20 protein-coding genes and 1 pseudogene are annotated in these 20,020 nt (G+C 59.5%); 9 read left to right on the top strand and 12 right to left on the bottom strand.

The genetic code is table 11. The features are described from left to right. Positions 1 to 15 precede the first annotated feature (15 nt). Complete coding sequence (gene ampC / locus ACZ9DP_RS05530) at positions 16 to 1,215, top strand: class C beta-lactamase (protein WP_476200671.1); 1,200 nt, start codon at positions 16 to 18, stop codon at positions 1,213 to 1,215. Between the two features lie 92 nt (positions 1,216 to 1,307). Here ampC and ACZ9DP_RS05525 read toward each other — a convergent pair whose 3' ends face one another. The 5 genes from ACZ9DP_RS05525 to ACZ9DP_RS05505 form a co-directional block, all read right to left on the bottom strand. Then, a complete protein-coding gene (locus tag ACZ9DP_RS05525; protein ID WP_476200670.1) occupies positions 1,308 to 2,435 on the bottom strand; it encodes an S-(hydroxymethyl)glutathione dehydrogenase/class III alcohol dehydrogenase in 1,128 nt (375 codons plus the stop codon). A 61-nt stretch (positions 2,436 to 2,496) separates the two neighbouring features. Further along, a complete protein-coding gene (locus ACZ9DP_RS05520) occupies positions 2,497 to 3,192 on the bottom strand; it encodes a dimethylsulfonioproprionate lyase family protein (RefSeq protein WP_239600337.1) in 696 nt (231 codons plus the stop codon). Between the two features lie 93 nt (positions 3,193 to 3,285). Next, a complete protein-coding gene (locus ACZ9DP_RS05515) occupies positions 3,286 to 4,215 on the bottom strand; it encodes an electron transfer flavoprotein subunit alpha/FixB family protein (RefSeq protein WP_194730845.1) in 930 nt (309 codons plus the stop codon). A gap of 21 nt (positions 4,216 to 4,236) precedes the next feature. Next, on the bottom strand, positions 4,237 to 4,986 hold the full coding sequence (locus ACZ9DP_RS05510) for an electron transfer flavoprotein subunit beta/FixA family protein (protein ID WP_476200668.1): 750 nt from the start codon (positions 4,984 to 4,986) through the stop codon (positions 4,237 to 4,239). 199 nt (positions 4,987 to 5,185) lie between these two features. Continuing rightward, positions 5,186 to 7,222: an oxidoreductase gene (locus tag ACZ9DP_RS05505; protein WP_476200666.1), complete on the bottom strand. Its 2,037-nt coding sequence runs from the start codon at positions 7,220 to 7,222 to the stop codon at positions 5,186 to 5,188. Between the two features lie 147 nt (positions 7,223 to 7,369). On the opposite strand from ACZ9DP_RS05505, the gene ACZ9DP_RS05500 reads away from it, so the two are divergent. The 5 genes from ACZ9DP_RS05500 to ACZ9DP_RS05480 all read left to right on the top strand — a co-directional run bounded on the left by ACZ9DP_RS05500 (position 7,370) and on the right by ACZ9DP_RS05480 (position 11,887). Further along, entirely contained in the window at positions 7,370 to 7,999 is a 630-nt protein-coding gene (locus tag ACZ9DP_RS05500) for a TetR/AcrR family transcriptional regulator (protein ID WP_372419568.1), read from the top strand. A gap of 10 nt (positions 8,000 to 8,009) precedes the next feature. After that, complete coding sequence (locus tag ACZ9DP_RS05495) at positions 8,010 to 8,804, top strand: pyrroline-5-carboxylate reductase family protein (RefSeq protein WP_476200665.1); 795 nt, start codon at positions 8,010 to 8,012, stop codon at positions 8,802 to 8,804. A gap of 66 nt (positions 8,805 to 8,870) precedes the next feature. Beyond that, a complete protein-coding gene (locus ACZ9DP_RS05490; RefSeq protein ID WP_476200663.1) occupies positions 8,871 to 9,872 on the top strand; it encodes an ABC transporter substrate-binding protein in 1,002 nt (333 codons plus the stop codon). A gap of 94 nt (positions 9,873 to 9,966) precedes the next feature. Further along, the gene (locus ACZ9DP_RS05485) at positions 9,967 to 10,854 is read left to right on the top strand and encodes an ABC transporter permease (protein ID WP_476200661.1); all 888 of its coding nucleotides are present in this window, start codon (positions 9,967 to 9,969) and stop codon (positions 10,852 to 10,854) included. Then, entirely contained in the window at positions 10,847 to 11,887 is a 1,041-nt protein-coding gene (locus ACZ9DP_RS05480; RefSeq protein ID WP_476200659.1) for a quaternary amine ABC transporter ATP-binding protein, read from the top strand. The genes ACZ9DP_RS05485 and ACZ9DP_RS05480 overlap by 8 nt, the downstream gene beginning before the upstream one ends. Here ACZ9DP_RS05480 and ACZ9DP_RS05475 read toward each other — a convergent pair. The 4 genes from ACZ9DP_RS05475 to ACZ9DP_RS05460 all read right to left on the bottom strand — a co-directional run bounded on the left by ACZ9DP_RS05475 (position 11,874) and on the right by ACZ9DP_RS05460 (position 14,840). Further along, the gene (locus ACZ9DP_RS05475) at positions 11,874 to 12,113 is read right to left on the bottom strand and encodes a hypothetical protein (protein WP_476200657.1); all 240 of its coding nucleotides are present in this window, start codon (positions 12,111 to 12,113) and stop codon (positions 11,874 to 11,876) included. The genes ACZ9DP_RS05480 and ACZ9DP_RS05475 overlap by 14 nt on opposite strands. Before the next feature lie 171 nt (positions 12,114 to 12,284). Next, positions 12,285 to 12,953: a DUF2161 domain-containing phosphodiesterase gene (locus ACZ9DP_RS05470; RefSeq protein WP_476200655.1), complete on the bottom strand. Its 669-nt coding sequence runs from the start codon at positions 12,951 to 12,953 to the stop codon at positions 12,285 to 12,287. A 67-nt stretch (positions 12,954 to 13,020) separates the two neighbouring features. Next, on the bottom strand, positions 13,021 to 14,121 hold the full coding sequence (locus ACZ9DP_RS05465; protein ID WP_476200653.1) for an S-adenosylmethionine:tRNA ribosyltransferase-isomerase: 1,101 nt from the start codon (positions 14,119 to 14,121) through the stop codon (positions 13,021 to 13,023). After that, on the bottom strand, positions 14,118 to 14,840 hold the full coding sequence (locus tag ACZ9DP_RS05460; protein WP_476200652.1) for an SDR family NAD(P)-dependent oxidoreductase: 723 nt from the start codon (positions 14,838 to 14,840) through the stop codon (positions 14,118 to 14,120). The genes ACZ9DP_RS05465 and ACZ9DP_RS05460 overlap by 4 nt, the downstream gene beginning before the upstream one ends. An 86-nt stretch (positions 14,841 to 14,926) precedes the next feature. Between ACZ9DP_RS05460 and soxR the strand changes: the two genes are divergently transcribed. Beyond that, positions 14,927 to 15,361 (top strand): redox-sensitive transcriptional activator SoxR, encoded by a 435-nt coding sequence (soxR, locus tag ACZ9DP_RS05455; protein WP_476200650.1) that lies wholly within the window; start codon positions 14,927 to 14,929, stop codon positions 15,359 to 15,361. A 541-nt stretch (positions 15,362 to 15,902) separates the two neighbouring features. Next, positions 15,903 to 16,505, top strand: a pseudogene (locus ACZ9DP_RS05450) (recombinase family protein); the annotation flags it as partial. A 118-nt stretch (positions 16,506 to 16,623) separates the two neighbouring features. On the opposite strand, the gene ACZ9DP_RS05445 reads toward ACZ9DP_RS05450, so the two are convergent. The 3 genes from ACZ9DP_RS05445 to ACZ9DP_RS05435 all read right to left on the bottom strand — a co-directional run bounded on the left by ACZ9DP_RS05445 (position 16,624) and on the right by ACZ9DP_RS05435 (position 18,455). Continuing rightward, the gene (locus tag ACZ9DP_RS05445; RefSeq protein ID WP_476200649.1) at positions 16,624 to 17,142 is read right to left on the bottom strand and encodes an RES family NAD+ phosphorylase; all 519 of its coding nucleotides are present in this window, start codon (positions 17,140 to 17,142) and stop codon (positions 16,624 to 16,626) included. Beyond that, a complete protein-coding gene (locus ACZ9DP_RS05440) occupies positions 17,139 to 17,528 on the bottom strand; it encodes an antitoxin Xre/MbcA/ParS toxin-binding domain-containing protein (protein ID WP_194730833.1) in 390 nt (129 codons plus the stop codon). The genes ACZ9DP_RS05445 and ACZ9DP_RS05440 overlap by 4 nt, the downstream gene beginning before the upstream one ends. 276 nt (positions 17,529 to 17,804) lie before the next feature. Next, positions 17,805 to 18,455, bottom strand: coding sequence for a GntR family transcriptional regulator (locus ACZ9DP_RS05435; RefSeq protein WP_074072314.1), 651 nt, complete (start codon positions 18,453 to 18,455; stop codon positions 17,805 to 17,807). A gap of 160 nt (positions 18,456 to 18,615) precedes the next feature. Between ACZ9DP_RS05435 and ACZ9DP_RS05430 the strand changes: the two genes are divergently transcribed. Further along, the gene (locus ACZ9DP_RS05430) at positions 18,616 to 20,001 is read left to right on the top strand and encodes a malonyl-CoA decarboxylase (protein ID WP_476200646.1); all 1,386 of its coding nucleotides are present in this window, start codon (positions 18,616 to 18,618) and stop codon (positions 19,999 to 20,001) included. The last annotated feature ends 19 nt before the right edge of the window (positions 20,002 to 20,020 follow it).

Below are 20,020 nucleotides of genomic sequence, written 5' to 3'. Positions count from 1 at the left end.
AGGATACCAGGAGCTATGAGGACAATATCCAGCAGGACATATGCGGTTTGCGCCGGTGCCTGTTTTTCCCTTTTCGGCACCTTTCTTGCCTGCCGTGCAGAGGCAGACGTTGTTGAAGGCAGGATCAGGCCCTTGGTCGACCGGACCGTCAAGGCGTTGATGACCGAAAACGGCGTAGCCGGCATGGCGGTGGGCATTTCTGTTGATGGCCGCCGGTTTATTTTCAACTATGGTCTCGCCGACAAGGAAAAGGCAACCCCCGTCACCGCTGACACGCTGTTCGAGATCGGCTCCGTCAGCAAAACCTTTACCGCCACGCTCGGCGCCTATGCTGAGGTCAGAGGAGCGCTCGCCTTCTCCGATGCTGCGAGCGAGCATATGCGGGAGCTGGCAGGCAGCGCCTTCGATCAAATCACCGTGCTCGAACTGGGTACCTATACGGCGGGAGGTCTGCCGCTGCAGTTTCCCGACGAGGTCGTCAACAATAGCACGCTCACGCGTTATTTCCGCGGATGGCGCCCTGGCTATGAACCCGGCACGTATCGCGTCTACTCCAATCCCAGCATTGGTCTGTTCGGAACCCTCGCAGCTGCGAGCCTCAGAAAGCCCTTCCCTGAGCTCATGGAGGGCACCCTCTTTCCTGCACTTGGTCTCACCAACAGCTATATCCGCGTCCCAGAGGCGGAAATGGGAGATTACGCCTTCGGCTACAACAAGGAAAACAATCCCGTGCGAGTGAGCCCAGGAGCGCTCGATGCACAGGCCTACGGGGTCAAGACGACGGCGGCCGACCTGTTGCGCTTCGTCGAGGCGAATATAGATCCCTCTGGGCTTGAACCTTTGCTGCAGAAAGCGATTGGCGCAACCCAGACCGGCTACTATCGGATAGGCGATACGTTCCAGTCCCTGGGGTGGGAGCTCTATGCCTGGCCGGCAGGACTGGATATACTCCTCGCTGGCAACTCATCCGACATGGCGATGAAGCCTCACGCGGTGACCCCGCTCGTGCCGCCACAAAAGCCAGCCCAGGACGTGTTTTTCAATAAGACGGGTTCCACCGGTGGCTTTGGAGCCTATGCCGCGTTCGTGCCAACACGCCGGATCGGCGTAGTACTGCTTGCCAACCGTAACTATCCCATCCCTGAGCGGGTTAAGGCCGCCTACTCGATCCTCGGGATGCTCGAAGCCGTATCGCAGGACGAGAGGCATCGGTGAGTTGACCGATGCCTCGCGAAGAGAAAGGAGTGGCGGGTGGCCGGCTGCCTCGAACCGAGTGCCGGTGTTCAGGCGGCGCCCCGTCGGCAGGATCAGTAGACAACCACGCCGCGGATGCTTTGACCGGAATGCATGAGTTCGAAGCCCTTGTTGATGTCTTCGAGCGGCATCGTATGGGTGATCATCGGATCGATCTGGATTTTGCCTTCCATGTACCAGTCGACGATCTTCGGCACGTCGGTGCGGCCACGCGCGCCGCCAAAGGCGGTGCCCATCCAGCTGCGGCCGGTGACCAGCTGGAACGGGCGGGTGGAGATTTCCTGGCCGGCACCGGCCACCCCGATGACGACCGACTTGCCCCAGCCGCGATGGCTGGCTTCCAGCGCCTGGCGCATCACCTTGGTGTTGCCGGTGCAGTCGAAGGTGTAGTCGGCACCGCCGATCTGGTCGGCGCCGCGCTTCGTCATGTTGACGAGATAGGGCACGATGTCGTCGCCGACCTCCTTCGGATTGACGAAATGCGTCATGCCAAACTTTTCGCCCCACACCTTGCGGTCATTGTTGATGTCGACACCGATGATCATGTCGGCGCCGGCAAGCTTCAGGCCCTGGATGACGTTGAGGCCGATGCCGCCGAGGCCAAAGACGATCGCCGTTGCGCCGATCTCCACCTTGGCGGTGTTGATGACGGCGCCGATGCCGGTGGTGACGCCGCAGCCGATGTAGCAGATCTTGTCGAAGGGGGCGTCCGCATTGACCTTGGCAACGGCGATCTCGGGCAGCACCGTGTAATTGGCAAAGGTCGAGCAGCCCATGTAGTGATGGATCTTGTCCTTGCCGATCGAAAAGCGCGACGTGCCGTCCGGCATCAGGCCCTGGCCCTGGGTGGCGCGGATCGCCGTGCAGAGATTGGTCTTGCGCGACAGGCAGGACGGGCATTCACGGCATTCCGGCGTATAGAGCGGAATGACGTGGTCGCCCTTCTTGACCGAAGTGACGCCCGGTCCGACATCGACGACGATGCCGGCACCCTCATGACCGAGGATTGCCGGAAACAGGCCCTCCGGATCGGCGCCAGACAGCGTGAAATCGTCCGTGTGGCAGATGCCGGTCGCCTTGACCTCGACCAAAACCTCGCCGGCCCGCGGGCCTTCCAGCTGCACGGTCATGACTTCCAGCGGCTTTCCAGCCTGAACGGCAACGGCAGCGCGAACATCCATGGGTTTGCTTCCTTCCTGATTTCGTTTCGCAATTCACATATTCGGTAAATCATCGCGTCGATCAAAGAGACGTGTCTTCGACGTGGCACCAGACTGCCAATAAGGGCTCAGCAGTGCATCGCATCGCGAACTTCTTGCCAGCTTCATTGAAGAAGACGGTCCCTGCAGTGGCACGGAACCAATTGCTGTCGTCGAGGCAAACTTCGCCACCGGACAGAAGCAAGAATACACGTGAATGGAATTGCACGTGATCTGGAAAACGGCTGTAAGGGGCCATCAAGGTCAGTCCGAGGCGCACGTCACTGCGTTCCTCAAGGCCGTGAGGTCCGACGACGATCGCATGAGCGTGAGATTGCTCGAACCTGAGGCTTGCAAATGGGCCGGTCCGGCCGCTTCGCCAGGACAGTTGCTCGTTCAATTCCGCCAAGCCTGTTGCACCGCCAGCAAACCGGGGCAGAGAGGCATGCAGATTAGAGAGAGCGCGGTCAAAATGCTCAGGTTTCAACGGTGTGGCAGTATCGATGCATCTGGCCACACCCCGTTTTTCGAGCCTCTGGTATATTTTGCCCGCAATGTAACTTGCCATGACAGGAGCCTGGGACGACAAGAGGGCGTCGCCAATTGCGTTGAGAACCTCCTGCAAAGCTCGGGGACGAAAACCTCCGCCAAGCACGGAGACCTGTCGTCGTATTGGCGCGCTGTCGTCATTGAGTAGCAGGTCCGCGCTCCGCTTGAGTGGTGTCGAGACTTGCGACATGTTTTTCTCCGCCGTGGATGAAACCGGACTGCGACTGAGGCAGCACGTTCATGGATTAGATCGGCGCGCCTGTTAACACGGAAATAACAGCGATCAAATTGAACTCTGCAGTTCCGGCAGGGCCTCGAAGAGATCGGCGACGAGGCCGTAGTCTGCGACCTGGAAGATCGGGGCCTCCTCGTCCTTGTTGATGGCGACGATGACCTTCGAGTCCTTCATGCCGGCAAGGTGCTGGATGGCACCGGAAATGCCGCAGGCGATGTAGAGTTCAGGGGCGACGACCTTGCCGGTCTGGCCGACCTGCCAGTCGTTCGGCGCATAGCCGGCATCGACGGCCGCACGGCTTGCGCCGACGGCGGCTCCGAGCTTGTCGGCGAGCGGCAGGATGACTTGCCTGAACTTCTCGGCCGAGCCGAGTGCGCGGCCGCCGGAGATGATGATCTTTGCCGACGTCAGCTCCGGGCGGTCGGAAGCCGACAGCGCGTCCTTGACGAAGGTCGAAAGACCCGGATCGGAAACGGCCGGGATTGCCTCGACCGGAGCCGAACCGCCGGTCTCGGCAACAGCGAAGGAGGCGGTGCGCACGGTGATGACTTGTCTGGCGTCGGTTGCCTGCACCGTCTGGATGGCGTTGCCGGCATAGATCGGCCGCTTGAAGGTGTCGGGCGCGACGACTTCGATGATTTCCGACACCTGCGCCACGTCGAGAAGGGCGGCAACGCGCGGAGCGACGTTCTTGCCGGTCGAGGTCGCAGCCGCAATGATCGTGTCGTAGCTGCCGGCGAGCGAAACGATCAGGTCGGCCAGCGGCTCGGCCAGATTGTTGGCAAGCGTGTCGCTTTCGGCCAGCAGCACCTTGGAAACGCCGGAAAGCTTGGCAGCGGCATCGGCGGCAGCCTTGGCACCCTTGCCGGCAACCAGCACGGTGACATCGCCGCCGATCTGGCGAGCAGCGGTCAGCGCCTTGGCGGTCTGGTCGGAAAGGCTTGCATTGTCGTGGTCAGCCAGAAGCAGAATGGCCATGGTCGTATTTCCTTTCTCGCCTTAGAGGGCGCCGGCTTCGTTCTTGAGTTTCTCGACGAGCTCGGCGACCGACTTGACCTTGACGCCCGCCTTGCGGCCACTTGGCTCTTCGGTCTTCAGCACCTTCAGGCGCGGAGCGGTGGAAACGCCGAAGTCGGAAGGCGCTTGTCTGTCGAGCGGCTTCTTCTTCGCCTTCATGATGTTCGGCAGTGAAGCATAGCGTGGTTCGTTCAAGCGCAGGTCGGTGGTGACGACGGCCGGCAGCTTGATGTCGATCGTCTGCAGGCCGCCATCGACTTCGCGGGTGACGGTCGCTTTACCGTCGGTAATCTCGATCTTCGAGGCGAAGGTTGCCTGGGCAGAGCCCAAGAGCGCGGCGAGCATCTGGCCGGTCTGATTGCTGTCGTCGTCGATCGCCTGCTTGCCGACGATGATCAGACCCGGCTGTTCGGCGTCTGCCACGCCCTTGAGGATCTTGGCAACGGCAAGCGGCTCGAGCGTCTCGTCGGTCTCGACCAGGATGGCGCGATCGGCACCCATGGCGAGCGCCGTCCTCAGCGTCTCTTCGGCCTTGGCCGGACCGATCGACACGACGACCACTTCCGCAGCCTTGCCGGCTTCCTTCAGCCGCAGCGCCTCTTCCACCGAGATCTCGTCGAACGGGTTCATCGACATCTTGACGTTGGCAAGCTCGACGCCCGTGCCATCCGGCTTGACGCGGATCTTCACATTGTAATCAACCACCCGCTTCACGGGGACGAGAATTTTCATGGGGTCCTTCCTTTTTCACGTCATCTCCGGCCGCTTGAGCGCGGAGAATATTTGAAGAATTGAGCCGTGCGAGCATGGCGCATGGGTGACTGATCAGATGCTGCAAACGCCGTATCCACAAACCATCCAGGCTTCGACTGCACCAGCCCGACGTCACTGCGTGAAGGTTGGCTGTCCGACATGTCGGACCGCCTTTTCGTCAGATATCCTTGGCGATCCGCAACCCATCGTAGATGGCAGCATGGGTGTTGCGAGCGGCCACAGCATCACCGATCCGGAAGAGCTGGAATTTCCCTTCAGGATTGCGCACGACAGTCTGGGGTTCGCCGGCGACCAATTGCTGCTGCGAAATTTCGCCGAGATTGGTGGAAAAGGGTTTCAGCTCGAAATAAAGTTCATCGAGCGGGATTGTCCCATGGTTGATGACGACCTGGTCGACCGTGCGCTGCTTCGCAACACCGCCGTAATCGCTGCCGACATGGGCAATGAGCTGATTGCCCTCCTTTTCGACCGCTTCAAGCCTGAAGGTCACGGTGAAGGTGACGTCGAGGTTCTGCAGCGAACGCATATAGGGCACGAGGTTCATCGCCATGACTTCCGGGGCGAAGGAACGGTCAGGTGTCATGATTTCCACCTTGGCGCCCGCCTTGGCAATGAACTCGGCAGCCTGCAGCCCTGCGTGGTCGCCCGCATCATCGAAGATAAGAACGTTCGTTCCTCGTTTCACGTCACCTGAAATGATGTCCCAGGCCGAGACGACCAGTTCATTACCCGTGGAGAGGACGTCTGTATGCGGTATGCCACCGGTGGCAATGATCACCACGTCGGGCCTTTCCGCCTCCACCGTGTCGGCTTCCGCCCAGGTGTTGAAACGGAAGACCACACCGTACTTCTCGCACTGGTTCATCCGCCAGTCGATGATGCTGATCATTTCCCTGCGGCGCTCGCTTTGGGCCGTCAAGCGGATTTGGCCGCCGGGATCGTTGGCCGCCTCGAATACGACGACGTCATGGCCGCGCTCGGCTGCAACCCTTGCGGCTTCCAGCCCCCCCGGGCCTGCGCCGACGACAACAACTTTCTTACGAATGTCCGCCTTTTTGACCACATGCGGCATCGTCAGCTCGCGGCCGGTCGCGGCATTGTGGATGCAATAGGCCGCCCCACCCTGGTAAATGCGGTCCAAACAGTAGTTGGCGCCGACGCAGGGACGGATGTCCTCTTCGCGCTTCTCCATGATTTTGCGAACGATGTGCGGGTCCGTCATATGAGCGCGGGTCATACCGATCATATCGACCTTGCCCGACGCAATCGCATGGCGGGCAGTTGCAACATCCGGGATTTTGGCCGCGTGGAAGGTGGGGAAATCCGTCGCGGCGCGAATCTCACCCGCAAAATCGAGATGCGGGGAGTTCGCCATACCCTGGATCGGGATGACATCTGTAAGGCCGGCGTCGGTGTCGATATGACCGCGGATCACATTCAAGTAGTCAATTAGGCCGCTTTCTTTGAGGCGCTTGGAAATTTCGAGGCCGTCAGCCTTGCCGGTGCCGCCGGGAAGACATTCATCAGCGGTGTAGCGTATTCCCAGAATGAAGTCCTCTCCGACCCGTTTCCGGATCGCCTTCAGAACATCCAGACAAAAACGCATGCGATTGTCGAGCGAACCACCGTAAGGACCTTCGAGTTCGTTTGTCAGCGGGGACGCGAACTGGTCAAGCAGGTGTCCATAGGCCTCCAGCTCGACGCCATCCATGCCCCCGGCCTTCATGCGTTCTGCAGCGTCGGCAAAGTCCTTTATGATGCGCTCGATGTCCCAATCTTCGATCTTCTTGGGGAAAGCCCGGTGTGAGGTCTCGCGCTGATGCGACGGTGCGACAACGGGAAGCCAGTCGCCCTTGTCCCAGCGCGTGCGACGGCCGAGGTGCGTGAGCTGGATCATGATCGCCGCCCCTTCCTCATGGACCGCATCGGTCATTGCCTTCAGCCACGGCACGATCTCGTCCTTGTAGGCGAGCAGGTTGTTGAAGACGGGCGGGCTGTCTTTCGAAACAGCCGCAGAGCCGGCCGTCATCGTCATGGCGACACCGCCCTTTGCCCTTTCAACGGTGTAGGCGAGATAGCGCTCCTTGGGCATACCATCTTCAGGGTATGCCGGCTCGTGCGACGTTACGATGATGCGGTTGCGAAGCTTCAGGTGCTTGAGCTGATAAGGCTGAAGGAGAGGATCGTTCGACATCTGTCGGGCTCCGGACTAGGACAGTTGTGCTAGACGCTATGCGGAAATGTACATACGTGTCAACAGACAAAACACTAAAGTCGTTTTTGTCGACATAGGTGTACATTTTTCTTGTGTCGGGTTTCGTTTTTTGTTAGGAGGTCAATCATGGAGCAGGCTTTGAACGATACCGGTTGGCGCGGATCGCAGGAGGGATGGCTGGAAGCGGCCTACGAATCTCTGCTGGAGTCGGGCGTTGATTCAGTGAAAATTCTCCCCTTGGCCAAGAAACTCAACCTTTCTCGGACGAGCTTCTATTGGTTCTTCAAGGATCGCGAAGAATTGCTTGCCGGCCTGATTGCGCGCTGGCGAGAGAAAAACACAGGAAACATAATAAAGCAGAGCGAAGCCTACGCGGAATCACTTGCCGAGGCCATGCTTAACGTTTTTGATTGCTGGCTCGATCAGAACTTGTTTGACTCCAAGTTCGAATTTGCAGTGCGCAGTTGGGCGCTGCAATCGGAAGAGATTCTTTTCGAGGTCCAAAAGGCAGATCAAGTTCGCCTTGAGGCGCTCAAGCGAATGTTCGTGCGCTTTGGATACGAGGAAACACCAGCCGACGTCCGAGCCCGGACGACCTATCTCGTTCAGATCGGCTACATCTCGATGCAGTCCCGCGAAGAGATCGCGGTGCGAATGAAGCGTATTCCCGAATATATCGCGATCTACACCGGCCAAATACCCCAGCAAAGAGAGCTTGACCGCTTCTTTGCCAGGCATGGCCATAGACCGAAATGAGAAGAAGCGGATGCAGGACTCAATAAGGATCGGCGTGATCGGTGGCGGAGGGTGGCTTGGGAAAGCGCTTGCCAGCGCGATACTCAACAAGGGCGTTGTTGACCACGAAGGACTGACACTCTCCTATCGGTATGAGAGGCCCGCGTCTTTTCCGAACGTTCACTGCACGCAAGACAACCAGGAGCTTGCTGATCGATCGGACGTGATCATCGTTTCTGTCCGTCCGGCCGATTGGCCGTCTCTGTCGGTCGACGCCCACGGCAAACTCGTCATCTCTGTCATGGCGGGCATCCGCCTGGACCAGCTTGCGGCACATCATCAAACGGGCCGCGTTGTCCGCGCCCTACCCAATGCCGCGGCTGAAGTTGGCCGATCCTATACGCCCTGGATTGCATCAGGCGACATGGACGAGGCCGATCGAAGCATCGCACGTCGTATCTTTCGTGCTTTTGGCGTTGAAGACGAAGTGAATGGCGAAAGCGATATTGACTATTTGACTGGCTTGTCCGGGTCGGGGCCTGCGTTTCCGGCGCTGTTTGCCGCCGCGATGATGAAAGATGCCGTCGACCACGGCCTTCCTACAGATATCGCACGGCGCGCCGTGAACACCGTGCTGATAGGGGCCGGGGCCTTGCTTGAGCATCAAGATGACTGTCCGAACAACGTCGTCAATTCGTTTCTCAATTATCGGGGTACGACCGCAGCGGCGATCGAGGCGATGCGCGCTTTTGGCCTGGAAGCCACCGTTTCGGAAGGACTTTCGGCAGCATTCAAAAAATCGGTGAGTATGGGAGACGCCTCCTGACGACCGCATGAGCGGGCTAACGCAGCGCCCCGCTCCAAGAAGCGCCGCTCAACAAAGGGAACGATAATGAACAAACTCCTTGCATCAACATGCCTGATGTTCGGCCTTCTCGGCGGAACATCGCTTGTCAGCGCCGCAGAATGTGGAAGCGTGACGATCGCCAGCATGAACTGGCAAAGCGCAGAGGTTCTTTCAAACCTCGACAAGATTATTCTGAATGAAGGCTATGGATGTAGTGCCGACATCACCGTTGGTGACACGGTTCCGACCATCACTTCGATGGCGGAGAAGGGCCAGCCGGATATCGCGCCCGAAGCTTGGATCGACCTTCTGCCGGATGTCGTGAAGAAAGGAACGGAAGAAGGTCAGATCATTCAAGTGGGCTCCCCTCTTCCCGATGGCGGCGTTCAAGGCTGGTGGATTCCCAAGTATCTTGCCGAGGCTCATCCCGACCTCAAGACGATCCCCGACATGCTGAAACACCCCGAACTTGTCCCCGATGCGGAGGATAAGAAGAAGGGCGCGATTTTCAACGGCCCCCAGGGTTGGGGAGGAACGATCGTCACTTCGCAGCTCTACAAGGCTTTCGACGCTGACAAGGCAGGCTTCACCCTTGTTGACACTGGTTCGGCTGCCGGCCTCGATGGGGCGATTGCAAAAGCCTATGAGCGCCAGCAGGGCTTTGCGACCTATTACTGGGCGCCCACTGCGCTTCTGGGCAAGTATGAGATGGTAAAGCTGGATGCCGGTGTGCCCCATGATGCGGCCGAGTGGAAGCGCTGCAACACCGTGGCCGATTGCCCTGATCCGAAGCCGAACGCCTGGCCTGTCGACAAGGTCGTAACCCTGGTGGCGAAACCATTCTCGGAAAAGGTCGGTCCTGAGGTCATGAGCTATCTCGAAAAGCGCTCCTGGAGCAATGACACGGTCGGCAAGCTGATGGCCTGGATGACTGAAAATCAAGCGTCCGGCGAAGATGGTGCGAAACACTTCCTGAAAGAAAACAAGGACCTCTGGACCAAGTGGGTCTCGCCTGAAGCAGCAGAGAAAATCGAAGCTTCTCTGTAAGTCCTGTGTGCGGTGCGTATCCATGCGCACCGCACACGTAAACGCCGAAAATAAGAAGAATTTGGCCGGCTCTTTTTAAGAAAAGGGGAACCGCATGGAATGGTTTTACAAATTCCCGCACATGGATGATGACGCTCTTCGCAATCTCAAGAAGGCGATAGACGACGGATTTAGATCGTTCACCCGCGCTTACGGTGAAGGTCTCGAAAACATGTTCTCGCCGCTGCAGCACTTCCTGATGGCCGCAGAGCGTTTCATGACGCAGACGCCATGGCCGATTATTACGCTGATGATTTTAGCCATCGCGTGGGCCGGCAGCCGAAGCGTCAAGGTGGTCTTGGGCTGTCTTCTGACATTGCTGGCAATCGGCTACCTCGACATGTGGGACGACACCATGCGGACCATCTCGATGATCCTCGTCTGCACCATCTTGTCCATCGCGATCGGAATTCCGATTGGAATCCTCATGTCGCGGTCGGACCGGGTCCAGAGAGTGATCAATCCACTCCTTGACGTGATGCAGACGATGCCCAGCTTCGTATACCTGATACCTGTGGTCATGCTGCTTGGCATCGGACGCGTGCCAGGACTTATCGCAGTCGTGATCTATGCGATACCTCCGATGATCCGATTGACCAACCTTGGCATCCGCCTCGTTGACAAGGATGTCCTGGAGGCGGCCGATGCTTTTGGCTCCTCAAGCTGGCAAAAGCTGAGAAATGTTCAACTCCCCCTGGCGCTCCCGACGATCATGGCCGGAATCAACCAGACGATCATGATGGCGCTTGCCATGGTGGTTATCGCCTCGATGATCGGGGTGCAGGGCCTAGGTCAGCCTGTTCTCAAGGCCATCGCCAATCAGTATTTTACACTGGGGATCTTCAATGGACTCGCCATCGTGGGCATCGCAATCATCTTCGACCGGGTCAGCCAGGCATACGGACACCGCCTGCAGAAGCACCGGGAGGTGGTCCATGGCTGATCAACGCTTCGAAGGGATTAAAATACGCAACCTTTACAAGATCTTCGGGCCTAACGGCGCAGCCTATGTCGACGTCGTCCGGGGCGGTCTCAGCAAAGCCGAACTGAACGAAAAGCACGGGCACGTGCTTGGTCTGAAAGATATCAACATCGAGATGCCGGCTGGTTGCATTCAGGTGATCATGGGCCTGTCGGGTTCCGGGAAGTCCACGCTGATCAGGCATATCAACCGTTTGATCGATCCGACCGCAGGCGAGGTCCTGGTGAAGGGTGTCGACGTTGTCAAGATGAACGCTGCGGAACTGCAGGAGTTTCGTCGCCACCAGACGGCAATGGTGTTTCAAAAATTTGCGCTGCTTCCGCATCGCAACGTACTTGAAAACGCGATCTACGGATTGGAAGTTCAAGGTGTCCCTCGCGCCAAAGGCGTCGAGACCGCCATGCAATGGATCGAGCGCGTCGGACTGAAGGGATTCGAACAGAAATATCCCAATCAGCTTTCAGGTGGCATGCAGCAACGCGTCGGCCTCGCCCGCGCGCTCGCCAACGACGCGCCGGTCCTGCTGATGGACGAAGCATACTCGGCACTCGATCCGCTGATCAGGATGGACATGCAGACCGTCCTGCTGGACCTGCAAAAAGAGATCAAAAAGACGATCGTATTCATCACTCACGATCTCGATGAGGCCCTCCGCCTGGGTGACCAGATAGCCATTCTGCGGGACGGCGAGGTCATTCAGCAAGGCACCAGCCAGGACATCGTCCTTAGACCGGCCGACGAATACATCGCCAACTTCGTGAAGGAGGTCAATCGGGGACGGGTCATCCACGTGGATGCGATTATGACGCCGGCCGAACCCGGACACCGGCTGAACGGCACGAACATAGCATCGGGAACGACAATCGAAGATGCAATGAGGATATTGACCGATCGACGCCCGGATGAGGACGCCGCCGTGACGGATTCGACGGGAGCGGCCATCGGCACCCTTAACCTTAGACAACTGGCCTCGGCGATCGTCACGCCTCATTGAACTGGCCGCGCCGGACGGCGCGCCCCCCCAAATAGCGCAGATTGACGGCCTTGAACAAGGACACCTCTACTTCGATAGCGATACCAACGTTTGGCACGTCGCGATCGCTGGCGGAAAGCCGCCTTTCTCCGACGGCCATCGAATCCATGAACGATCTGACGCGAAGTCCTGACGGCAGGCGTGGCATCAGAAAAACAGCACCGGTCGTCTGAAATGGGAAATCCACGTTGAATTCGTAACCTTGACCTACGCAGAGAGCGTGTACCGCCTCTGGACGATATGGATCAGGTGACGCCACGGAAGTGGACGCGGGAGAATTCCTCGCCGGCTTCATTCACGATCTCAGCCATCAGCATCGTAATATTGATTTATAGAACTGGCGGCCACAGCGGCATGGCTACTGCGCCGCCTGCATCTCCCACTGCGGCCATCGCTTCAGTGCTTCCCGTCCGTCATCCGTCAAGCCGTAGACGCCTCTGTCGAGCCGCTCAAACCACCCGTAGACATTGGAAAGCAGGATCTTCCCGGCCTCCGGTACACCACACCTGATATCCCGCACACGCAGGGGGCCGGATGCCAATGCGGCTGCGCAGCCGAGCGCCTGCTGGCGATATGCCGTCATGACCGGCGTGCGCGTGCTGCCGCCGAGGGCTGGATCGCCGCGCCGTTCCTGATGCTCGCGCATCAGTCTTGAACGTCGCTTCGGATTGGTCCGCGGCATCGGTGATACTGAGCCGACGATGATGCTGACGTCGCCGGCATCTGAAATGCCGAGCATGCCGATGCCGAGCCTGCGGCAGAGATCGCGAAAGCGCTTATCTGCCTCGCGGCCTTTGCCCTTGCGCGAAACTCGGGCCGCGATCCAGACCTCGTCCGAAACGGCGGCCCGGTCGACGGCCTGCAGGATGAGCTCGAGATTGAAGCTCGTCTTTAGTTCGCAGACCACGACAACAGGCGGATCGTCATCGCTCACGCCCACGAGATCGCAGCCGCCGACTTCGCCCTTGACGACGTATCCTGCCTTTTCCAGAAAGCCTTTGACCGGCTGATAAAGCGAAGTTTCCATTGGCCTGCGGATCAAAACGGAGAATCGTTCGATAAGCTACATCGATTTGCCAGCGCGGACACCACATCTAATGCCAGCGCTCCGATTGGTTAGGCAAAGGACTATGCACCTCGACGAGCTCCGCTGATCGCATCGATAAAAGCAGCGGCGAGCAGTTCAGCAGCACAGAATCGCCGAATTCATGCGCGCGGTAGCCGCACGCGCTGAGCGCTGCGGAGGCCTTGGCGAGCAAGTTATCATCGGCGAAGGCGCGCAGGAGCTCGAAGTGGCTTTCGCCGGGCTGGTGGACGCCCGTGAGAATCGCATCGACCACGCGAAGCGCAGTGTCCCGCGCTATGCGCCCTGTCGCAATGCCATTTCCGGCACGCACGCTGCCATCGGGATTAACGGTTGCCTCGAGCGCGCGCACGACGCTCGTGCCGATCGCGATGATGCGGCTGCCGCGGAGCTTTGCCCGCGCGACCTGCGCTGCGGTGCGCTCAGAGATGCAATATGGCTCATCGAAGGGAAGGCGCGAGTCGAGCGCCGGATCGCCGGTGGAAGAAACGCCCGCGGCATGCGTGAGTGTTGCGAAGCCAACGTCGCGCCGGCGCCAGGCGTTGAGCGTGCGCCAGTCGAGCGCGAAGCCTGCCGACGGCGCCTCGAACGCGAACGGCCGGGCGGCAATCTTCGTCCAAACATCCCACAATGCCAACGGCTCAGGAACATTCGCGTATTGGATTGGCCGGCCGTGCTGCGCCATTCCTGCAAGCACCGCTGCGCGGTTGCCTGAAAAGCACAGCTCGAGTAGTCGAGGATGGTCGAGGAGACGCTCGACGACCCCTTCAAGTGGGCCGAGCCGGAGGCGGTGGCCTGCTGCCAGCGTCGGCGGAGGCAACCGGTCTTCCGTGCGCGTGCGGTGATCGCCCGAGCCGAAGGCAATCGCCACGAAGCGGGTGGGACCGGTAAGTGATAGCCAGCCTGCCAGGCGGATCTCGATCGCCTCGCCCGTTGGGACATGCGTGCCGTGCAAGCTAGCAGGCAAGGTTGCGGCGTCATTGGCGACGACCAGATCGCCGGGATTGAAAAGCGTCGCGAGCCCGACGCGCGGCAGATCCCGCATCGTGCCGTCCGCCTCGACGACGAGCAGCCTGGCGGAGTGCCGATCGGGGCGGTCGGCGGCGATCATGCATGTTGTCCGGCGTGAAGCCCCGCCCAGACCGGCAACGCGTCGAGCATCTTTTCAATGATCTCGGCAGCGGCCAGTCCGGGACGCTTCAATGCCGATGGATCGGCGTCAGGAACCGCCAGCGCGTGTAGCGCGGTGTCCATATCGCCGGGGTCGAGCGCGAGGATCCTTATACCATCGTCTTTCGCCTCCTCGTCCCAGATCGCCGTCAAATGGGCAAGAGCGGCCTTGCTCGCACCATACGCGCCCCAGCCGGGATAGGCAGTCACCGCCGCGTCGCTGGAGATGTTGACCACCACCGCGCCGCGGCCCTCGCGAGCGGACGCGGCAAGCGCGCCGAACAGGGCTTTCGTCAGCCGGAACGCGCCGAGGAGGTTGACTGCAAGCGCTGCTTCCAGCTCCTCACACTCTGTATCGGCCAGAAGCGCCAGAGGGACAGGACCGAGGTTCGACGCATTGTTGATCAGGACGTCGACTCCGCCAAGGATGGCGTTGACCTGCATGGCCATCGGGTAAATGTCGTCCTTCTTGCCGATATCGGCGACAATGCCGTGCGCGCCAGTCTCGTCCGCTATGCGTTCGACATTCGCTGCGGTGCGGGCGACGAAGGCGACGCGCGCACCCCTTTCGATAAGCTGCCGCACAAGCGCCAGTCCGAGGCCAGACGTGCCGCCCGTGACGGCCACACGAAGTCCCTGAAGATCGATATTCGTCTGCATAGCCGGTGCTCCTTCAATCCGTAGAGGTATTTGCTACAAGTTCAAGTTAACTTGAAGTCAAGTGAGATTCGTGCTCTCGTTTATGCATGGATTCGATGCTGACCATCACAGAAGTGTCGCGTCGTAGCGGCGTCGCCTCGTCAGCCCTTCGTTTTTACGAGGAGCGTGGGCTGATCGCGTCCGAGCGGGCCGGGTCGGGGCATAGGCGCTATCACCGGTCCGTGTTGCGCCGGATCGCCTTCGTCATTTTCGCGCAGCGCATTGGGTTGACGCTTGAGGAGATCGGCGCCGAGCTCGCCAAGTTGCCAGCCGAACGCGTGCCCTCGCGTCGGGATTGGTCGCGATTGTCGGGGGAGTGGGCAAAGCGCATCGACCAGCGCATAGCCGAGTTGCAGCGCCTGCGGAGCGGGCTTACCGAGTGCATCGGCTGTGGCTGCCTGTCGATCGACCGCTGTAGCCTGGCCAACCCTGCTGATGTAGCAGGACGCAAGGGGCCGGGGCCGAGGTATTGGACAGGATGAACTGCTCTCCGGCAGGAGGATGACGGTCTCAGCGCCTTCGACCGCTCTTATATTGCGCGTCGCCCTGACCAAGCATGGTGGCAGGCATTGTTTCGGCTCGCCTCCGCGACTCAGCACAAAAAGGTGACCCCGCCGATATCCGGCGACGATCTGGAAATACTGCAGAAACAGAAAAACAGCGGGGTCGCGATCGGCGCACCGGTCGCGGCCCCGCTTTAGGTCGAGGGTTTAGGGAGATTGCACGTCGCATCCAGGTATCGACTCGGTCCTGATTCACAGCGAGGCATCCAACGGCTTCAGCGGTCGTGGGCATCATTCCGTCACGAGCCCAATGCGCTGTTTACGTGCAACGAGTCGAACCTCCGGGCGTTCGTCGGGGAAATTCATGACGTCGAGGAGCAGCGCAGTGTCGATAGGCTTTAGCCAAACCTTGTAGATTGCGGCCGGCGCAGGCAACTCCTCATCATCATTCCCCACTTAGCAAACGGTATGGCTATTAACGTCACCAGCTTTCTTTCAAATAGCTCAAGTATTCCAGAGCAGCAGTCGAAAGGCGATCGATACTTTCACACCGCAGGGCATGTTTTCCTTGCAAGTGCTCGGCGCTGTCGCCCAGCTCGAGCGCGCCCTTATTGCGGAGCGCACGAAGGCCGATATGAAGGCCGCCAAGGCAGGCTGGCCGACTTGCCCGCAACCCCGGCCCTCGCGAACGTCGCCCGGAGGCAATCCGTGCCGTTTCAGCGGCTCGGGAACGAGCCTACCTGAACGAACTGATCTCGTCGGCGCAGACATGACTGCCCACCGTACGGCCGCAGCACAGTTGGGACAATGTCATGCGAATCCTCAATAGCCGAGGTCACGACTGGGCGCCGAACGACTTCACCGGGCGATCCATCGGATGGTACGCGAAAAGCTTGTGGAACCAGAACTGCTTGCCCGGTCGCCGCGGCGGCCCCCTGAGGCTCATCTGATGAAACTGGTCGCCGGGATCGCAATTGCCGATCCTGATCTTTCGTTGCGCGACATTGCAGCTCAGTTGGACCAGATGCGTGGGCCGCCGGCGCGTGGGGGCCGTAAATGGCAACCGTCCTCCGTCAGGGCACTCCTGGACGAGGCCCGTCGCTTCGGGCTCGTTCGCTCTTGAGCGCCTGGTTAATGAGCCGACCGAGCTGCCTGAAGCTTGTCAGCCCGTGGCTTCAACGAAGGAGCCCTTCGATAGTGAAATTCGATTGGACCCACCACCCTAAGAGCATCCCGTCGCCTCAGCGCCAGGACAGCTGGTCTTTCGGCATCCGACCGCTTGGATCGACCACCGTTACCTTGTGCGGAAGCTCCGCGCCCCAGTCCCAGAGCACGAGATTCTTGTCATCGCCCTCGGCCCCGGGCGCGAAGCTCGGAACAAGAATACCTGAAACGCCTTGAGGTCGCAGGCGATCGTAAATCGCCCACGACGCCGGCCGATCTCCAATACTGAGAGCCGTAGCCCATGCGCAGGCCATATCCACCAATGCGACGGAAAATCCTCCCCTTCCCTCTTCTACCGTCAGATCCACGATATGGTCGCAATCGACCTCGTAGGAGCAGAGCACACACGGATCGATCCGATGAGCAAAGCCTTGATTGGCCTCCTTCACTGCCGTCATAATGCTCAGGCCCAGATAGAGCGCTGGCACACCCTTGGGATTGAAACGCGCACCCCTGATGGCCGCTCCATCACCGGAGACCGGCTTGAAGGCCCAACGAGGATCATGCGCCCGATAGCAGGTTCCGACGAACCTCAAGCAAAACCGCCAAGGGCCATATGATCGAGGTATTCGCGAACGGCAGCTGCCTTGCCGTCTTTCACGAGCGATTCGGCGGTGCGCCCGCCGAATGCCGGAAGCGGCTGGGCCCGATACCAGGCCATGGCCTGCTCTTTACCGCCCGCCCAATCTGTAACGCGGCTGATGATCTCGAGCATTTCACGCAGGCGACCTTGCGTTTTGGCCGTGCCGCTGCGCTCCACCCGATATAGCGTCTCTCGTGCAAGCCCTGCGGTTTCTGCGAGCTGGGTCTTGGACATGCCGAACCCGTCCACGAGCCGATCGACTACGATCCTGCCAGACCTATCCATATACGATAGAACCAGCGGCCCATTCTGCCTTGCAATCTTCATGGCCTCAGCCATCGCTATCACCTCGCCACATCTGATGCCTTATATTTCGTACAGAATATATGACCTCTCCGTGCGCAATGCAATCTCCAAAACCATTGCCGGCAAAGCATCTGCTTCTGAAAGCATGCTTGAAGGATTATCTCCATCTGAGTGCAAAGATGAATTCGATCACTAGCGCCAAATCCGACACTAGGACGAACCTGCGCTCCATATCCTTTTCAGGTTACGCTGGGATTCCAGAACGCACAGAAATGCCGGTGGCGCCAGCTTGCTACCTTCGACCTGCGCTCACCTTGTCGTCATGCTGGCGACCAGATCGCTGAACCTCTCGCCTTGTATTCCGACATGTACCCGCAACAGGCGGCGAGCCTCCTCGCCGTTTCCGGCGAAAATTGCATCGACAATGGTGCAATGTTCGGAAAAGGACGTCGACAGGCGGTTACGCACACGCAGCTGAAGTCGCCGATAAGGGCGCAGGCGCCGATGCAGTTGCAGGCACTGCTCCTCAAGGAACTCGCTGCGGCTTGCTGCGTAGATGGCCTTATGGAATTCCTCGTTGTCGTAATAATAGGCGTCGCTGTCGCCGGCCCCGGCTGACAGCTCACAGCGCCTGTGGGCAGCCGTGATTGCCGCGCGAGATTCGTCGTCCAGCCGGCGGGCGGCGAGCGATCCGGCCAGGCCTTCGAGCTCCGCCATGACCTCAAACATCTCGAAAATTCTGTGCGGCGCCGGATCGATGACGACAGCCCCCCGGCGCGGGCGAATCTCGATAAGCCCAATCGCATTGAGTTGCATCAGCGCCTCGCGGACGGGTGTCCGCGATACACCGAACCGGGTCGCGAGCACCATCTCGTCCAGCCGTTCGCCAGGCGCGAACTCATTGGAAAGAATAGCATTTTCAATCTCGTCTCGAAGCCACCTGCCAACATTTTCAGACATGCGTTCTACCTTCATAATACTCAAATCAGTTTCTTGTATACACAATCATTGACATTGTACGCGACATGCGCCAATTTAAATACTATACCGCGAAGCCTCAGAAATGAGAACGGTGGCGACGGGGACGCCTTTAGCGCCACGAAGCAGGGAGGAGAATGGCATGCCTGGAACCTCATTTTTCAGCGACATGCTGCAAAACATCACGGATCGCGGACGCAAGCTTTTGTTTGCGGATTCGCGCACGCCGGCGGATGCGACAAAAGTCGATTTCGAAACCCTCTGTGAAATGCTGATGTCGAGCCGCGGCGAGGCGTCCGGGATGGCCATCGCTGCCGAGATCCTCGATCGGTGGAGCAAACTCGAAGCAGACGGCGTGCCGCAGTTTCTGCAAATGCTCTATGACAGGTTCGGGCCAGACACGGCCAAACTCGATCAGGCGATCGAAACGTATCGTGCTCAAAAGAACTCCGCGACGATCACGGCGCTCCACCAGGCAGCTGAACCACGGCGCCAGGAACTCCTGCGCCGATTGAACCAAGCGCCCAATGGTACGGCCAAGCTGGTCCAGATGCGTCAGCAACTCCTCGCTTTAGCCGCGCAAGCGGACGAATATCGCGCCATCGACACTGACTTTGCCCACCTCTTCGGCTCCTGGTTCAATCGCGGCTTTCTCACACTTCGGCCAATCGACTGGTCGACGCCGGCTCACATTCTCGAAAAGATCATCAAATACGAAGCCGTGCACGAGATCGCCAGTTGGGAGGAGTTGCGCCGCCGCCTGGCGCCAGCCGACCGTCGCTGCTTTGCCTTTTTCCATCCTCGCCTCGCAGACGAACCGCTTGTCTTCGTCGAGGTGGCACTCACACGGTCGGTACCAAACACCATCGCGGACGTGCTCGACGAAGGCAGAGAGCAGATCAACGCCGACGAGGCGACGACGGCTGTCTTCTATTCGATCTCCAATTGCCAGGACGGCCTCCGCGGAATCTCCTTCGGCAACTTTCTGATCAAGCAGGTCGTCGAGGACCTGCGGCGAGACCTGCCCGGATTGAAGAATTTTGTGACGCTCTCGCCCGTTCCAGGCTTTGCCCGCTGGCTTGCCAAAGCGCGTGCCTCGACAGCCAGCCCGGTGCCGTCGGATGCCGATCGCAAGGCCCTGGCGCTACTTGACGACCCGAGATGGGCAGACGACAGGGCCAAGGCGGTTGAGGTGGAGCGCGTGTTGCTGCCGCTTGCGGCGCGGTATTTTTTGATCGAACGCACGCCGCAGGGTCGCCCGCTTGATCAAGTCGCCCGTTTCCATCTGGGTAACGGGGCGCGACTGGAAAGATTGAATTTTCTCGGCGACCACTCAGCCAGGGCGATGGCGCAGGCGCACGGCCTGATGGTCAACTATCTCTACAAGCTCGACGACATCGTAGCCAACCACGAGGCCCTTGCGCAGCGTGGCGAAGTTGCAGCCTCACCGGCTGTCAAAAATCTCCTCGGCCGGAACGGGGACGCCACAAAAGTCGTCAGGCTTCGCGGACTTTCGCGCGAGTCGTAAAACAGCAATTGGAGGAGGG

It is taken from the genome of Rhizobium sp. USDA 4016, from assembly GCF_056279705.1.
This window is presented reverse-complemented; position numbering and strand designations above follow the sequence as displayed.

Bases quoted from the DNA above. Each gene is read 5' to 3' on its own strand.
- ampC (WP_476200671.1), top strand. From the start codon at position 16: ATGAGGACAATATCCAGCAGGACATATGCGGTTTGCGCCGGTGCCTGT.
- ACZ9DP_RS05525 (WP_476200670.1), bottom strand. From the start codon at position 2,435: ATGGATGTTCGCGCTGCCGTTGCCGTTCAGGCTGGAAAGCCGCTGGAA.
- ACZ9DP_RS05520 (WP_239600337.1), bottom strand. From the start codon at position 3,192: ATGTCGCAAGTCTCGACACCACTCAAGCGGAGCGCGGACCTGCTACTC.
- ACZ9DP_RS05515 (WP_194730845.1), bottom strand. From the start codon at position 4,215: ATGGCCATTCTGCTTCTGGCTGACCACGACAATGCAAGCCTTTCCGAC.
- ACZ9DP_RS05510 (WP_476200668.1), bottom strand. From the start codon at position 4,986: ATGAAAATTCTCGTCCCCGTGAAGCGGGTGGTTGATTACAATGTGAAG.
- ACZ9DP_RS05505 (WP_476200666.1), bottom strand. From the start codon at position 7,222: ATGTCGAACGATCCTCTCCTTCAGCCTTATCAGCTCAAGCACCTGAAG.
- ACZ9DP_RS05500 (WP_372419568.1), top strand. From the start codon at position 7,370: ATGGAGCAGGCTTTGAACGATACCGGTTGGCGCGGATCGCAGGAGGGA.
- ACZ9DP_RS05495 (WP_476200665.1), top strand. From the start codon at position 8,010: ATGCAGGACTCAATAAGGATCGGCGTGATCGGTGGCGGAGGGTGGCTT.
- ACZ9DP_RS05490 (WP_476200663.1), top strand. From the start codon at position 8,871: ATGAACAAACTCCTTGCATCAACATGCCTGATGTTCGGCCTTCTCGGC.
- ACZ9DP_RS05485 (WP_476200661.1), top strand. From the start codon at position 9,967: ATGGAATGGTTTTACAAATTCCCGCACATGGATGATGACGCTCTTCGC.
- ACZ9DP_RS05480 (WP_476200659.1), top strand. From the start codon at position 10,847: ATGGCTGATCAACGCTTCGAAGGGATTAAAATACGCAACCTTTACAAG.
- ACZ9DP_RS05470 (WP_476200655.1), bottom strand. From the start codon at position 12,953: ATGGAAACTTCGCTTTATCAGCCGGTCAAAGGCTTTCTGGAAAAGGCA.
- ACZ9DP_RS05465 (WP_476200653.1), bottom strand. From the start codon at position 14,121: ATGATCGCCGCCGACCGCCCCGATCGGCACTCCGCCAGGCTGCTCGTC.
- ACZ9DP_RS05460 (WP_476200652.1), bottom strand. From the start codon at position 14,840: ATGCAGACGAATATCGATCTTCAGGGACTTCGTGTGGCCGTCACGGGC.
- soxR (WP_476200650.1), top strand. From the start codon at position 14,927: ATGGATTCGATGCTGACCATCACAGAAGTGTCGCGTCGTAGCGGCGTC.
- ACZ9DP_RS05440 (WP_194730833.1), bottom strand. From the start codon at position 17,528: ATGGCTGAGGCCATGAAGATTGCAAGGCAGAATGGGCCGCTGGTTCTA.
- ACZ9DP_RS05435 (WP_074072314.1), bottom strand. From the start codon at position 18,455: ATGTCTGAAAATGTTGGCAGGTGGCTTCGAGACGAGATTGAAAATGCT.
- ACZ9DP_RS05430 (WP_476200646.1), top strand. From the start codon at position 18,616: ATGCCTGGAACCTCATTTTTCAGCGACATGCTGCAAAACATCACGGAT.